We start from the raw sequence: 14,296 nt of genomic DNA on the forward strand, positions 1-14,296 counted from the left end.
CGACCGCGGCGCAGTCGTGCACGTCGACCACGCCCCACTCGCCGTTGAGCGCCTCGCGGAACGCCCGCCCGTAACCGGCCGAGCCGCCGTAGTTCACCGCGACGTAGCCGAAGCCGCGGCTGGTGAAGTACGCGATCTCGACGTTCAGCGTGCCGCGGACCTTGCCGGTCGGCCCGCCGTGCGCGTAGACGAGATACGGCGGCGCGGCGCCCTCCGGCCCGGCGAACCCGGGGTTGCGCGGCGGGTACACCAGCGCCGGGACCTGCCGGCCGTCCGGGCCGGCGAACAGCCGCTCCTCGGGCACCGGCAGGTACACCTCGTCGGGCAGGTCGGTGCGCTCGGCGGACAGCGTCGTGAGCGTCGCGCCGTCGAGCTTCACCACGGCGAGGTCGCGGGCAGGCCCGCCGGCCGCGGACACGATCGCGCCGTCGACCACCGCGAGGTCCGGTGTCCACACCGTCCGGTCGGTGTCCACATCGGTCACCGTCGCGGCCTGCTCGTCGAGCACCGCGAGCCGGCCGGACCGCAGGATCGCGTGCCGGCCCTCGCCCAGCGGGGCGAACCAGCGCATGCCGAGTGTCCACAGAGGACCGCCGAGCTCCTCGGCGGCGGGCGCGAGGTTGCGGCTCGACCCGTCGAGCCCGATGCGGAACAGGTTCCACCAGCCGTCCGGATCGGACAGCGCGAGCAGCGAGCCGGCCGACTCCCACTCGACCTGGCACACGCTCTCCCGCGGCCCGCCGGCGAGCACCGCGTGGGTGCCGGGGTCGGCGAGCGGGGCGACGCACAGCTCGGTGCCGTCCCACGGCATGCGCGGGTGGTCCCAGCCGATCCAGGCGATCCGGGTGCCGTCCGGCGAGAGCCGCGGGCCGGTCATGAACCGGTGGCTCGCGGCGAGCACGCGCGCCTCGCCGCCGTCGAGCGGGATCGCGACCAGGTCGCGGTGGAGGTCGGTGGGCCCGTCGCCGGTGACCGTCTCGCGCACGCACAGCACCGTGCCGTCCGGGCCGGGGGAGAGGTCGGCGTACCGGGCACCGTGCCGGCGCCCGGGCTCCGGGGTGAGCGGCCGCGGCGTGCCGGGCGCGCCGACCTCGACGACGTAGAGCCGCTGGTCGGCCCAGCTGGTGAAGACGACCAGCTCGCCGTGCGGGCCGTCGAGGACGGTCCACGGGCGGCCGCCGTACTCGTGCACCCGGTTGCGGACGTTCCACGGCGCCGGCAGCACCTCGATGGGGTGACCGTCGGGTCCTTCGTGGAGCAACGTCACCCGGCCGCCCTCGGTCGGCCGGGTCTCGGCCCACCAGACCCGGCCGCCGTGCACGTCGACCCATTTCGGCTCACCGCCCGACGCGGCCACCGCAGCGGCGCCCAACGGCGACTCCCAGCTCCCGAACTGTGCGATCTTCACCACGCGCGAAACTCTAACGGTTCGGCTCCCGACTGTGACCTCCGATAACGTTGGCCCAACATCGTCGTGCCGGGGGGAACAGGCCTGCTCGGCTGCGTTGTTTGCCGTAGGGTCGGAGGTGCCATGGCTCGTGTCATTCATGTGTTCCGCCAGCCCGATCGGTTCGTCGCCGGGACGGTCGGTCAACCTGGCGACCGTACGTTCTACCTGCAGGCTTCGGAGAGCGCCCGGACCATCAGCGTCACGCTGGAGAAGCAGCAGATGGCCGTCCTCGCCGAGCGCATCGGGTCGCTGCTGGAGGAGGTCCACCGGCGCTTCGGGGCCGACCTTCCGGAGGAGACGCCCGAGGACCAGGTCGACGCCGACCCGCTGAAGGTGCCCGTCGAGGAGGAGTTCCGGGTCGGCACCATGGGACTCGGCTGGGACTCCGAGACCCGCGCGGTGGTCATCGAGCTGCTCGCGATCACCGAGGGCGAGGTCGACGAGTCGGTCGTGCTCGACGACACCGAGGAGGGCCCGGACGCGGTGCGGGTGTTCCTCACCCCGGCCGAGGCGCGGGCGTTCGCGGAGCGGGCCGACCGGGTGCTCAACGCCGGCCGCAAGCCGTGCCCGTTGTGCGGTGAGCCGCTGGACCCCGCCGGGCACGTGTGCCCGCGGCAGAACGGGTACCGGCGCACCGAGGACGAGACGGAATAACTTGCTGCCGTCCGATCCGGCCGTCGCCGAGCTGCTCACCCGCGGTCGCATCGAGGTCGAGGGCCGCCTGGTCGACGCGTCCAACGCCACTCTGTTCTGCGAGATCAGCGGCGCGGGCGAGGTGGCGCACTGCGTCTACAAGCCGGTGTCCGGCGAGCGCGCGCTGTGGGACTTCCCGGACGGCACGCTCGCCGGCCGCGAGATCGGCGCGTACCTCGTCTCCGAGGCGGCCGGGGTCCACCTGGTCCCGCCCACCGTGCTGCGCGCGGGCCCGTTCGGCCCGGGCATGGTTCAGCTGTGGGTGGACACCAAGGAGGGCGACGACCTCGTCGACGTGGTCGCACCGAAGGACGTGCCGCCCGGGTGGCGCCGGGTGCTGCGCGCCCACGACCGCTTCGGCGAGCCGGCCGTCCTCGCGCACTCCGACCACCCGAGCATCCGGCTGATGGCCGCGCTGGACGTGCTGATCAACAACGCGGACCGCAAGGGCGGCCACGTGCTGCACGCCACCGACGGCAACGTCTACGGCGTGGACCACGGCATCTGCCTGCACACCGAGCACAAGCTGCGGACCGTGCTGTGGGGCTGGGTCGGCGAGCCGCTGCCGGAGGACGTGCTGGAGATGCTCGGCACGCTGCGCGCCGGGATGCCGGCGCTGGCCGAGTCGCTGGCCGAGCACCTGACCCGCGCGGAGATCCGCGCCCTGCGGGCCCGGCTCGACGAGCTCGAGCGGACCGCCGTGTTCCCCACGCCGGGGGCGGACTACCGCGCAATCCCGTGGCCGGCGTTCTAGTCCGCCTCCCCGGGATTAAAAGTGTGCGTTGCGTCCCGGCGAATAGTGCGGGTATCGAGGTGGATGGTGGCTGGGTGCCGTCACGGTCCCCTGAGGTTCCGATAGTCGGCGCAGTCGGCGCAGGACTTCACCCGATGATCTACGAGACACGCCTTAGTCCGGCGCCATCACCACATCTCGCGTCTGCGCGTCGGCGGCGGCGAACTCGAGCATCCGCGCGCCCTCCCGGACGAGCGCGGCCGTGTCCCGCTTGGACACCGTGGCCCACGGTGTGATCGTCAGCGTCGCCGCCTTCCGCTGCTTGGTCAGCCGCCACGCGCCCCGCACGAACCCGTCGACCAGGAAGGTGCCCGGGAACACGCCGTTCTTGACCCCGAACAGCCGCTTGCGGAGCTCCTCACGTATCACCCGGGTGCGGTCGGCGTGGGACAGCAGGAGGTTGTCGAACTCGGGCAGGAACCGCACGGGCACCGGCAGGTCGGCCGGGGGCCGCGGCGCGTCGGGCAGGTCGAACAGCTCCCGGCCCTGCTCGTCGGCGAACACCCGCAGCTCCGGGCGCAGCGGCTCGACGACCTCACGCAGCCGGGTGAGCCCGGACCACGCCTGGATGTCGTTGACCGTCGCCGGGCCGAACGCCGCGAGGTAACGGCGCACCAGCCGGGCCAGCTCCGGAGCCGGGTCGAGCGGACGGCCGAGCCAGTGCTCGGTGGTGCGGTACGCGGTCTGCCCGGCGCGGCCCCACACCGCGCGCGGCGGCACCTGCACCAGCGCGAGCAGCCCGCGGGCGGCGTGGGCGAGCGAGCCGGGCGGGACGTCGGGCCAGCGTTCGGCCAGCACCCCGCCCAGCTCCTTGGCGGTGAGGGACCGCTCCTCGAGCGCGAGCCGGGCGGCGTCGGCGACCTTGGCGACGTCCACGTCGGCGAGGTGGCGCGCGTGCAGGGTGTTGGTGCCCAGGTCGCGGTCCATGATCACCTGGACCAGTGGGCGGAGGAAGCACGCGTCGGCGGCCGTGACCAGGTGGACGGTGCCGCGCATCAGCACGACCCGCACGACCCGGCGCTCCAGCAGCGCGTCGGCGAGGTGCTCCGGCCGGAAGCCGGCCAGCCGGGTCCACAGCCCGGTGTAGGGCGGGAACGGCGCCTGCGCCTGCAGGCCGACCAGGTGCTCGACCGCCTCCTCGGCGGTGCGTGCCGCCCGCTCGACGAGCAGCTGGCGGGCCAGCGTCGCCCGGTTGACCGCCCGCAGGCTCAGAACCTCCACCGTCACCCTCCTCAGCGCAGCCCGCGGAAGAACTCTCGCACGTCGCCGACCAGCAGGCCGGGCACCTCCATGGCGGCGAAGTGCCCGCCGGTGTCGAAGTCGGTCCAGTGCGTGATCGTGTTGGTCTCCTCGGCGTAGCGCCGGATCGGGATGTCCTCGGCGAACGCGGCCACCCCGGTCGGCACCTCGGTGCGGTACGGCCACTCGGCGGCGTGCATGACCTCGTGGTAGATCCGCCCCGCGGAGCCCGCCGTGCCGGTGAGCCAGTAGATCATGACGTTGGTGAGCATCCGGTCCCGGTCGAGCGACGCCTCGGGCAGGCCGGCGGCCGGGTAGGTCCACTCCTTGAACTTCTCGACGATCCACGCGAGCTGGCCGGCCGGCGAGTCGACGAGCGAGTAGGCGATGGTCTGCGGGCGGGTGGCCTGGAGCTGGAAGTAGGCGTTGCCGTCGTTCTGGTAGAGCTGCTGGCGCGCCCAGCGGGCCTTCTCGACGTCGGTCAGCGTCTCCTCGTCGACGTCGCCGAACGGGATGAAGCCGGCCGTCGCCGCGTTGACGTGCAGCCCGATCACGTGCTCGGCGTCGACCCGGCCGAGGTCGGGGGTGACGAGCGCGCCGAAGTCGCCGCCCTGCGCGGCGTAGCGGTCGTAGCCCAGCCGGCGCATCAGCTCGGCCCAGGCCCGCGCGATCCGCCTGGGGTGCCAGCCGGCCTCGCGGGTGGGGCCGGAGAAGCCGAAGCCGGGCAGCGCCGGGATCACCAGGTGGAAGGCGTCGGCCGGGTCGCCGCCGTGCGCGCGGGGGTCGGCGAGCGGGCCGACCACGTCGAGGAACTCGACGATCGAGCCGGGCCAGCCGTGGGTGAGAACCAGCGGCAGCGCGTCCGGCTCGGGGGAGCGGACGTGGGCGAAGTGGACGGTCGCGCCGTCGATCTCGGTGACGAACTGGGGCAGCTCGTTGAGCAGCTTCTCCTGCGCGCGCCAGTCGTAGCCGGTCCGCCAGTGCTCGGTCAGCTTCTTGAGGTAGCCGAGCGGGACGCCGCGGGTCCATCCGACGTCGGGCAGCTCGTCGGGCCAGCGGGTGGCGGCCAGGCGCCGGTTCAGGTCGTCGAGGTCGGCCTGCGGGATGTCGATGCGGAAGGGGCGGATCCCGATGTTCGTCTCGGTGTTCGTCCCGGTGTTCCTCTCGGTGTTCCTCTCGGTGTTCCTCATGGTCGGGACGCTATCGGCCAATGGCGACAGCTCCGGTCATCGTTGTCTGCGAGGATTCCGGGTATGTGGGAGACGTCGGCGCGGCTGCTGAAGCTGCTGTCGTTGCTGCAGGCGCACCGGGACTGGACCGGGCCGCGGCTCGCGGCGCGGCTCGACGTGACGCTGCGGACCGTGCGGCGCGACATCGGCCGGCTGCGGGACCTCGGCTACCCGGTGACCGCGACCCCGGGTGCGGCCGGCGGCTACCGGCTGGAGGCGGGCGCGGCGATGCCGCCGCTGCTGCTCGACGACGACGAGGCGGTCGCGGTCGCCGTCGGCCTGCGCACCGCGGCCAACGGCACGATCGCCGGCATCGAGGAGACGTCCGTGCGGGCGCTCGCGAAGCTCGAGCAGGTGCTGCCGTCCCGGCTGCGGCGGCGGGTGAACGCGGTCGGCGCGGCCACGGTGTCACTGGCCGCGCGGGGCCCGACCGTCGACCCGGCGCTGCTGACGTTGCTCGCCACGGCCTGCCGCGACCACGAGTCGCTGCGGCTGCGCTACACCCGCGCCGACGGCACGCTCAGCCGGCGCCTGGTCGAGCCGGTGCGGCTGGCCTGCACCGGGCGCCGCTGGTACCTGCTGGCGTGGGACCGCGAGCCGGCCGGGTGGCGCACGTTCCGGGTGGACCGGATCGACGGCACGCCGACGCCCGGTCCGCGTTTCCCGCCACGCGACCCGCCGGAGGAGGACGTGGCGGCCTACATCTCGCGGGCGATCTCGACCGCGCCCTACCGCGTGCAGGCCACGATCCGGCTGCACGCGCCGGCCGAGGCCGCGGCGGAACGGGTGAGCCCGGCGTCCGGCGTGGTGGAGGCGGTCGACGAGCACAGCTGCCTGCTGCACGTCGGCGGGCCGAACCTGGCGGACTTCCCGGTGCACATCGCGCAGCTCGGCTTCGAGTTCGAGGTGCTGTCCCCGCCGGAGCTGGTGGCGCAGGTGCGGGCGCTGGCAGGGTTGTTCGGCCGGGCGGCCGGCGGTTCCTAGCTTGCTCGGGCAAGCAAGGATCAGACCGGGCCGAACAGGCCGGTCAGGTGGGTGTCGAGGGCTTCCTCCGCCTCGCGAAGGCCACCGGCACCGACGTCACGCCGACGATCATCGACGTGTTCGGCCCGGTGACCTACCCGAGCGGCCGCGACCCGGCCGGACTACCGCACTGGCGATGCTGGTCGCCACGAAGGACTAAGGCCTGTCTCGCAGATCATCGTGTGAAGTCCTGCGCCGACTGCGCCGACCACCGGCACCTCAGGGGACCGTGACGGCACCCAGCCACCACCCACCTCGATACCCGCACTATCCGCTGGGACGCAACGCACACTTTAAATCCCGGGGAGGCGGACTAGTGACGGCACCCAGCCACCATCCACCTCGATACCCGCACCATTCGCCGGGACGCAACGCACACTTTTAATCCCTGGGAGGCGGGCTAGCGCTGGGGCCGCAGGGTTGTCGACCACAGGGACGTGCCCTTGCCGTCGCGCAGGTGGACGGTCAGGTCGCCGCTGTGGCCGTCGATGTCGAGCTCGCCGAAGTGCTGGTAGCCCTCCAGCGGTGACGCGTTCGCCGCCGGTGGGTGGTGCACGAACACCGCCTCCGGGCCGAACGTCGGGTCCAGCGCGTTCGGGCCGAACGCGCCCGCGTGGAGCGGGCCGGACACGAACTCCCAGAACGGGTCGAAGTCGGCGACCGCGGCGCGGTCCGGCGAGTAGTGGTGCGCGGCGGTGTAGTGCACGTCCGCGGTGAGCCACACGACGTTGCGGACCCGTCGGCGGGCGAGCGAGCGCAGCACGCCGGCCAGCTCGTGCTCGCGGCCGCCGGGGGCGCCGGGCCGGCCGTTGGCCACCCCCTCGATGTCGGCGCCGTCCGGCACGGTGAGCCCGATCGGCAGGTCGGCGGCCACGATCTTCCACGTCGCGGTGCTGCGGGCGAGCCCGTCGACGAGCCAGCGGGCCTGCCGCTCGCCGAGGATCACGCCGGGCTGGTCGCGCGGCGCGGTGTTCGCGTCCTTGTAGGTGCGCATGTCCAGCACGAACACCTCGACGTGCCGGCCGTAGGAGAAGCTGCGGTAGACCCGCCCGTCCACGGCCCGGCGGGCGTCGATCGGCTGCCACTCGTGGAACGCCTGGAACGCGCGCGCGGCCAGGACGTCGACGCGCTTCTCGGTGTACTGCGGCAGGTCCAGGATCTCGCCGGGGTACCAGTTGTTGAGCACCTCGTGGTCGTCCCACTGCACGATCGAGGGCACCCGGGCGGCGAACGCGCGGACGTTCTCGTCGAGCATGTTGTAGGCGAACTGGCCGCGGTACTCGGCCAGCGTCTCGGCGACCTTGGTCTTCGCCGGCGTGACGATGTTGTGCCACACCCGCCCGTCGGGCAGCGTCACCGACTCGGCGAGCGGGCCGTCGGCGTAGACGGTGTCGCCGCTGTGCAGGAAGAAGTCCGGCCGGCGGTCGAGCATGGCCCGGTAGGCGGTCATGCCGCCGATGTCGGGGTTGATGCCCCAGCCCTGCCCGGCGACGTCCCCGGACCAGGTGAACCGCACGTCGGCCCGGCCCACGGGCGCGGTGCGGAACGAGCCCGCCAGCGCCTCGCTGCGGCCGCGGCCGTCGAGGTCCTCCGCGACGACCCGGTAGTGCACCTCGCGGCCGGCCGGCAGGTGGGTGAGGCGCAGCTTGCCGGTGCCGTCGGTGTCCGGGGTGAGCACCGGCCCGCGCACCGTGTGGGAGCGCCGGAACCGCTCGTCGTCGGCGAGCTCCACCAGCATCCGCGCGGGCCGGTCGGCGCGGGTCCAGATGATGGCGCCGTCGGTGGTGGCGTCGCCGGCCTGCACGCCGTGGGTGAGGACGGGCCGCGACCGGCCCAGCGCCGGGGTGGCCGTGGCGATGCCCGGCAGGGCGAGTCCGGCCGCGGCGATGCCCGCCCCGGCCCCTCCGGCGCGCAGCAGCGTCCGCCGGGTGACACCTCGATCGATGGTCATGGACGCAGTGTCCAACCCCGGCGGCCGGCGTGGGGGCCAACTCCGGTTGGCCAGTGAATGACGTTTCAGTCCGGGGGCTCCCACAGCTGGAACCGCGTGCCCTGGTCGTCGGTGCACTCCGCGAGCAGGCCGTAGGGCTTGCGCTCGGCGTCGGCCGCGGTGCCGCCGGCCGCGCGGACCCGGCCGAGCGCCGCGGCCATGTCGTCGACCCGGAAGCACAGCTGCACCTGCGGCTCGACCCCCTCGGGTGACCACAGGCCGAGCGGCGGGTTGGTGTCGTCGGCGCGCCATGCGCCGGGTTGGCTGCCCGCGGTGAACGGCAGCTGCAGGACAGACTCGTAGAACGCCTTGGTCCGCCCGGGGTCGGCGGCGATCATCGTGACGCGCGCGACGTCGCCCTGCCGGAACCGGGTGGCCCGCGCCGGCGGCCGCAGGAGCAGCCACCGGTGGCCGAACGGGTCGACGATGATCGAACGACGGCCGTAGGGCTCGTCGGCCGGCTCGCGCTCCACCGCGGCACCGCGGCGGCGGGCCCGGTCGGTGGTGGCGTCGACGTCGGCGACCTCCAGATGCAGGGTGTGGCTGAACGTGGTGGGCGCGTCCGGCGCGGCCACCGGCACGTCGGCGTAGAGGTCCGACGGCTCGGAGAGCATCAGCACGGCGTCGCCGAGGCCGAGCTCGGCGTGCCCGATGGTGCCGTCGGTGTCCACGTGCGGCTCGCCGCGCTGTTGCGCGCCGAGCACCTCGGCGTACCAGGCGAGCGCGCGGCGCGCGTCCGACACGACGATGTACGGGGCGAGCGAGGGCGGCCAGGCGGGCTCGCGCCGCACGGTCTGGGTAGTGGTCATGTCTGCTCCTTGCTGGTGGAGTCCTTGCTGGTCGAGCACCGCGCGGGTGAGCTGCTCCCGCAGCCGTGCGGCGAATCGGGGGTCCGGGTCGACCGGGACGACGGGCTCGCGCAGTGCGTCGAACGCCGCCTCGAACGCCGCCTCGAACGGGTCGCTCATGCCGAGCCCTCCTCTCCGTAGCTGCGGCGGAACGCGCACCGGGCCCGCACGAGCAGCGCCTCGGTGGCGTGCACGGTGCGGTCGAGGTGCCGGGCCACCTCGGGGACGGGCAGCCCGTCGAGGTAGCGCAGGGTCAGCGCGGCCCGGTGGTGCGGGCCGAGCCTGCCGAGCACCTCGCGGGCACGGATGGCGTCGACCGCGACGTCCCAGGGGTCCTCGACCTCCTCCGGCTCGCCGTCCAGCAGCCGCAACCCACGCTGCTCGCGCTCGACGCGCCGCCAGTGGTCGGCGAGCTTGTGCCGGGCGACGCCGATGAGCCACGGGACCGACGGCGGCGGCGCGCCCGGCTTGCGCAGGGCGTGCACGGCGGCGAGGAACGACTCGGCGGCGAGGTCCTCGGCCAGGGTGGCGTCCCGGCAGCGGGCCAGCAGGTAGCCGTAGACGTGCGGCAGCGCGTCGTCGTACAGCTCCAGCAGCCCGAGTGCCGGGTCGGGCGCCACACCTGGCGTGCTCACATCCCGATAGTCGTCCGGGGGACCGACACTCCGACGGGCAGGTGCCGAAGTTTTCACCCGAAAGATCAGTAAGGTCGCCGTCGTGGGTTCGCAGAGCTACGACCGCTACGGCGGAGACATCCTGTCCCGCAAGCCGAACCGGCGCCCGGTGCCCGAGGTGGTGGCCGAGCCTGGGCTCGTGGTCGAGGACCCGGCCAGCGGCTTCTGCGGTGCGGTCACCCGGTTCGAGCACGGGCACGTGGTGCTCGAGGACCGGCAGGGCCGCCACCGGCTGTTCCCGCTCACCCCGGCCGGCTTCCTCATCGACGGCAAGCCGGTGACGCTCACCCGTCCCGCCGCCGCGCCGGCCCCGGCGCCGACGGTGTCCGCGTCGGGATCGGTGCGGGTCCAGGGGCACACCGCGCGCACGGCGCTGGACAGCCGGCTGTGGGTCGAGGGCATCCACGACGCGGAGCTCGTGGAACGCGTGTGGGGGCACGACCTTCGGGTCGAGGGCGTGGTGGTCGAGCCGCTGCACGGGATCGACGACCTGCCCGGCCGGGTCGCCGACTTCGGCACCGGCCCGGGCCGGCGGCTCGGCGTGCTCGTCGACCACCTCGTGGCCGGCAGCAAGGAGTCCCGGATCGTCGACGAGCTGGCCGACCCGAACGTGTTGGTCACCGGCCACCCGTACGTGGACGTCTGGCAGGCGGTGCGGCCCGCGTCGGTCGGCATCACGGCGTGGCCGGTGGTTCCCCGTGGCCTGCCGTGGAAAGAGGGCGTGTGCGAGGCGCTGGGCTGGGGCGAGCCCGCCGACGGCTGGCGCCGGATCCTGTCCCGGGTGCGCAGCTACAAGGACCTCGAGACCCCGCTGATCGGCGCCGTGGAGCGGCTCATCGACTTCGTCACCACCGGTGAGGAGTAGTGACCGCGAGGCCGAAACTCTGAGATCATGGAGCCATGGCCGCGCTGCTATGGCTCATCGGCGGCATCGCGCTGATGGCTGCCGAGATTCTCTCCGGTGACTTCTTCCTGCTCATGGTCGGCGTCGGCGCCTTGTTCGGGGCGGCCGCCGACTGGGCGACCGGCAACACGATCATCGCCGCCGTCGTGTTCGCCGTCGTGTCGATCGGCCTGGTCACCTTCGCCAGACCCTGGCTCAAGAAGCGGATGCACGGCGCGCTGATCCACACCAACGCCGACGCGCTCATCGGCCGCAAGGCGGTCGCGGTGTCGGAGGTCGACCAGCAGGGCGGCCAGGTCAAGCTCGACGGCGACATCTGGTCGGCCCGCGCCTTCGACGACCAGCCGCCGATCGCGGCCGGGGCGTCGGTCACCATCGTGGAGATATCGGGGGCCACCGCGGTGGTGCTGGCGGACTCCGAGTGAGGGGGCATTCAGGTGACGGCGTCCAACTTCTGGTGGGACGCGGTCGTCGTATGAACAGGTTCGGGTCGATCTTGTGATCTACTTTTCGGGCGCTGACCAGGAGGCGCCAACCCGAGCCGGAGTGGAGGCACGTTGACCATTCTCATCATCGTCGTGGTCGTGGTTTTGTTCGTACTCACGGTCGTGGTGAAGTCGATCCTGGTGATTCCGCAGGCGATGTCCGCTGTGGTCGAGCGGCTCGGCAGATACCGGTCGACGGCCGAGCCGGGCCTGAACTTCCTGGTGCCGTTCCTCGACCGGGTGCGCGCGCGGATCGACCGCCGCGAGCAGGTGGTCTCGTTCCCGCCGCAGCCGGTGATCACCCAGGACAACCTGACCGTGTCGATCGACACGGTCGTGTACTTCCAGGTCACCAACCCGCGCGACGCGGTCTACGAGATCTCCGACTACATCGTCGGTGTGGAGCAGCTGACCACCACGACGCTGCGCAACGTCGTCGGTGGCATGAGCCTGGAGGAGACGCTCACCTCCCGCGACTCCATCAACGGCCAGCTCCGTGGCGTGCTCGACGAGGCCACCGGCCGCTGGGGCATCCGGGTCGCCCGGGTCGAGCTCAAGGCCATCGACCCGCCACCGTCCATTCAGGACTCGATGGAGAAGCAGATGCGCGCGGACCGGGAGAAGCGCGCCATGATCCTCACCGCGGAGGGCACCCGGGAAGCGGCGATCAAGACCGCGGAAGGCCAGAAGCAGAGCCAGATCCTCTCCGCCGAGGGTGCCAAGCAGGCGGCGATCCTGGCGTCCGAGGGTGAGCGGCAGTCGCGGATCCTGCGTGCCCAGGGTGAGCGCGCCGCCCGGTATCTGCAGGCGCAGGGCCAGGCCAAAGCCATCGAGAAGGTGTTCGACGCGATCAAGGCCGGCAAGCCGACGCCGGAGGTGCTGGCCTACCAGTACCTGCAGACGCTGCCGCAGATGGCGCAGGGCGACGCCAACAAGGTGTGGATGGTGCCCAACGACTTCGGCAAGGCGCTCGAGGGCTTCGCGCGGGCACTGGGCGCGCCGGGCGAGGACGGCGTGTTCCGCTACGAGCCGCCGGCCTACGACCCGTCGTCGAGGCCCGCGCAGGACGACTCCGAGATCGAGAGCTGGTTCGACACGTCCACCGACCCGAAGGTCGCCGAAGCCGTGCGGGCCGCGGAGGCCGTCGCCCGGCAGGAGGTGCCCGGCCCGCTGACCACCGGCACCGGCCCCCGCTCGTCATCCCCGCCGGCGCTCACCCCACGGCCGGCCGCGCCGGTCGCCCCGCCGCAGGACATCCCGCCGGCACCGCGGCCGGTGGCCCCGCCGCCCGAGCCGCCAGCCGCCCCGCAGGCGCAGCAGACCCCGCCGCCCCCGGCGGAGGATGCGTACCGGCCGCCGGGCACCGGCCGGCCACCGGAGTCCACCGAGCTGTCCGACGACCCGCCCGGCTACTGATCCGAGGTCCCCGCCACGGCTTTCGTGGCGGGGACATTTCTTTTCCGGCCGCGGTCGATACGGGCCGCGGCCGTTCGTCGGTGGGGTATTACTCGATGGAAGGGACCACCCGTGAAGTACCTGCTGATGATCTGCACCGACGGCGCGTTCGACCCGGCCGCGCACAAGCCCGACGAGCTGGACGCCCAGCCGTGGGTCGACGAGATGACCCGGCGCGGGATCCGCTCGGCCGGCAACCGTCTGCAGGACCCCGCCGACGCGACGACCGTGCGGGTGCGCGACGGCCTGCTCATGGTCACCGACGGGCCGTTCGCCGAGACCAAGGAACAGATCGGCGGCTTCGACATCGTCGACTGCGCCGACCTGGACGAGGCGATCGAGGTGGCGTCGAAGCACCCGATGGCGAAGCTCGGCATGGTCGAGGTCCGGCCGTTCTGGACCGCCTGACCGCCGCGCTGTAGGGCCGGGCACGCTCGGGGCCGTGGCGCCGGCGCCGCTCGCGAGGTTTGTTTTGCCTTGACGTCGGGGGCAATGTTTACGCTCGGGTGCATGCGCATCGGCGAGCTCGCCAGGCGGACGGGGACCACCACGCGGACGCTGCGGTTCTACGAGTCGCAGGGCCTGCTCACGGCCCAGCGCTCGGCCAACGGCTACCGCGACTACGACGAGGACGACCTGCGGCTCGTCACCGAGATCCGCACGCTGCAGACCGTCGGGCTCACCCTCGACGACACCCGGCCGTTCGTCGAGTGCCTGCGCGCCGGCCACGACTCCGGCGACGCGTGCGTCGGCTCGATCGAGGTCTACCGCCGCAAGCTCGCCGAGGTCGACGCCTGCATCGACCGCCTCGCCGCCGTCCGCGCCGAACTGCACGACAAGCTCACCCGCGCGCTCACCGGCTTCACCGCCGACCCGTGCACCGTCCCGACCCAGGAGCCCCAGTGACCACTGTCCCCGCTGTTTCCGCCGTTCCCGCCGTCACCGACGAGACCTTCGCCGCCGAGGTCCTCGCCAGTGACAAGCCCGTGCTGGTCGAGTTCTGGGCGACGTGGTGCGGCCCGTGCCGGATGATCGCCCCGATGCTCACCGAGCTGGCCGGCGAACGCGCCGACACACTCACCATCCGCAAGATCAACGCCGACGAGAACCAGCGAACCGCCATCGACTACCAGGTGATGTCCCTACCGACGATGATCCTGTTCCGCGACGGCCACCCGATCCACACGATGGTCGGCGCCCGCCCGAAGTCCCGCCTGGTGGCCGACCTCGACGCGGCCCTGGAGCGCTAAGGCCTGTCTCGTAGATCATCGTGTGAAGTCCTGCGCCGACCACCGGAACCTCAGGGGACCGTGACGGCACCCAGCCACCATCCACCCCGATACCCACACCATCCGCCGGGACCCAACGCACACTGTAAATCCCGGGGAGGCGGACTAGGTGTCTCGTAGATCATCGGGTGAAGTCCTGTGCCGACCACCGGGACCTCAGGGGACCGTGACGGCACCCAGCCACCACCCACCCCGACACCCGCACCATTCGCCGGGACGTAACG

The 14,296-nt window shown here is 72.7% G+C and carries 15 protein-coding genes; 9 read left to right on the plus strand and 6 right to left on the minus strand.

Annotated features, from left to right (window positions below; all coding sequences use genetic code 11):
• On the minus strand, window positions 1-1,411 hold a 1,411-nt coding region (locus VGD70_RS06830), incomplete at its 3' end, for a prolyl oligopeptidase family serine peptidase (RefSeq protein ID WP_331079237.1).
• Between the two features lie 120 nt (window positions 1,412-1,531).
• Here VGD70_RS06830 and VGD70_RS06835 point away from each other — a divergent pair.
• Together VGD70_RS06835 and VGD70_RS06840 are read left to right on the plus strand one after the other, a co-directional pair.
• Window positions 1,532-2,104, plus strand: coding sequence for a DUF3090 domain-containing protein (locus VGD70_RS06835; RefSeq protein WP_331079239.1), 573 nt, complete (start codon window positions 1,532-1,534; stop codon window positions 2,102-2,104).
• A 1-nt stretch (window position 2,105) separates the two neighbouring features.
• Window positions 2,106-2,897 carry an SCO1664 family protein gene (locus VGD70_RS06840; protein ID WP_331079241.1) on the plus strand — a complete coding sequence of 264 codons (792 nt, stop codon included), beginning with the start codon at window positions 2,106-2,108 and terminating at the stop codon, window positions 2,895-2,897.
• A gap of 153 nt (window positions 2,898-3,050) precedes the next feature.
• On the opposite strand, the gene VGD70_RS06845 is transcribed toward VGD70_RS06840, so the two are convergent.
• On the minus strand, window positions 3,051-4,157 hold the full coding sequence (locus tag VGD70_RS06845) for a winged helix DNA-binding domain-containing protein (protein WP_331079243.1): 1,107 nt from the start codon (window positions 4,155-4,157) through the stop codon (window positions 3,051-3,053).
• 11 nt (window positions 4,158-4,168) lie between these two features.
• Window positions 4,169-5,365: an epoxide hydrolase family protein gene (locus VGD70_RS06850; protein ID WP_331079245.1), complete on the minus strand. Its 1,197-nt coding sequence runs from the start codon at window positions 5,363-5,365 to the stop codon at window positions 4,169-4,171.
• 63 nt (window positions 5,366-5,428) lie between these two features.
• Between VGD70_RS06850 and VGD70_RS06855 the strand changes: the two genes are divergently transcribed.
• On the plus strand, window positions 5,429-6,388 hold the full coding sequence (locus tag VGD70_RS06855) for a YafY family protein (RefSeq protein ID WP_331079247.1): 960 nt from the start codon (window positions 5,429-5,431) through the stop codon (window positions 6,386-6,388).
• 439 nt (window positions 6,389-6,827) lie between these two features.
• Here VGD70_RS06855 and VGD70_RS06860 read toward each other — a convergent pair whose 3' ends face one another.
• The 3 genes from VGD70_RS06860 to VGD70_RS06870 all read right to left on the minus strand — a co-directional run bounded on the left by VGD70_RS06860 (window position 6,828) and on the right by VGD70_RS06870 (window position 9,900).
• Window positions 6,828-8,378, minus strand: a complete 1,551-nt coding sequence (locus VGD70_RS06860; RefSeq protein ID WP_331079249.1) for an alkaline phosphatase D family protein — start codon at window positions 8,376-8,378, stop codon at window positions 6,828-6,830.
• A 65-nt stretch (window positions 8,379-8,443) separates the two neighbouring features.
• Window positions 8,444-9,385 carry a VOC family protein gene (locus VGD70_RS06865; RefSeq protein WP_331079251.1) on the minus strand — a complete coding sequence of 314 codons (942 nt, stop codon included), beginning with the start codon at window positions 9,383-9,385 and terminating at the stop codon, window positions 8,444-8,446.
• Window positions 9,382-9,900, minus strand: a complete 519-nt coding sequence (locus tag VGD70_RS06870; protein ID WP_331079252.1) for an RNA polymerase sigma factor — start codon at window positions 9,898-9,900, stop codon at window positions 9,382-9,384. The genes VGD70_RS06865 and VGD70_RS06870 overlap by 4 nt, the downstream gene beginning before the upstream one ends.
• Window positions 9,901-9,982: 82 nt before the next feature.
• Here VGD70_RS06870 and VGD70_RS06875 point away from each other — a divergent pair, with 82 nt between their 5' ends.
• From VGD70_RS06875 to trxA, 6 genes are all read left to right on the plus strand, one after another.
• Window positions 9,983-10,804: a DUF3097 domain-containing protein gene (locus VGD70_RS06875; RefSeq protein ID WP_331079254.1), complete on the plus strand. Its 822-nt coding sequence runs from the start codon at window positions 9,983-9,985 to the stop codon at window positions 10,802-10,804.
• Between the two features lie 35 nt (window positions 10,805-10,839).
• Window positions 10,840-11,268: an NfeD family protein gene (locus VGD70_RS06880; protein ID WP_331079255.1), complete on the plus strand. Its 429-nt coding sequence runs from the start codon at window positions 10,840-10,842 to the stop codon at window positions 11,266-11,268.
• A 132-nt stretch (window positions 11,269-11,400) separates the two neighbouring features.
• Window positions 11,401-12,744 (plus strand): SPFH domain-containing protein, encoded by a 1,344-nt coding sequence (locus VGD70_RS06885; RefSeq protein WP_331079257.1) that lies wholly within the window; start codon window positions 11,401-11,403, stop codon window positions 12,742-12,744.
• A gap of 111 nt (window positions 12,745-12,855) precedes the next feature.
• Complete coding sequence (locus VGD70_RS06890) at window positions 12,856-13,191, plus strand: YciI family protein (protein ID WP_331079259.1); 336 nt, start codon at window positions 12,856-12,858, stop codon at window positions 13,189-13,191.
• A 102-nt stretch (window positions 13,192-13,293) separates the two neighbouring features.
• Window positions 13,294-13,689 carry a MerR family transcriptional regulator gene (locus VGD70_RS06895; RefSeq protein ID WP_331079261.1) on the plus strand — a complete coding sequence of 132 codons (396 nt, stop codon included), beginning with the start codon at window positions 13,294-13,296 and terminating at the stop codon, window positions 13,687-13,689.
• Complete coding sequence (gene trxA / locus VGD70_RS06900; RefSeq protein WP_331079263.1) at window positions 13,686-14,033, plus strand: thioredoxin; 348 nt, start codon at window positions 13,686-13,688, stop codon at window positions 14,031-14,033. The genes VGD70_RS06895 and trxA overlap by 4 nt, the downstream gene beginning before the upstream one ends.
• Window positions 14,034-14,296 lie beyond the last annotated feature (263 nt).

It is taken from the genome of Actinophytocola sp. (genome assembly GCF_036402745.1).
In the GTDB taxonomy this organism is placed as follows: Bacteria; Actinomycetota; Actinomycetes; order Mycobacteriales; family Pseudonocardiaceae; genus Actinophytocola.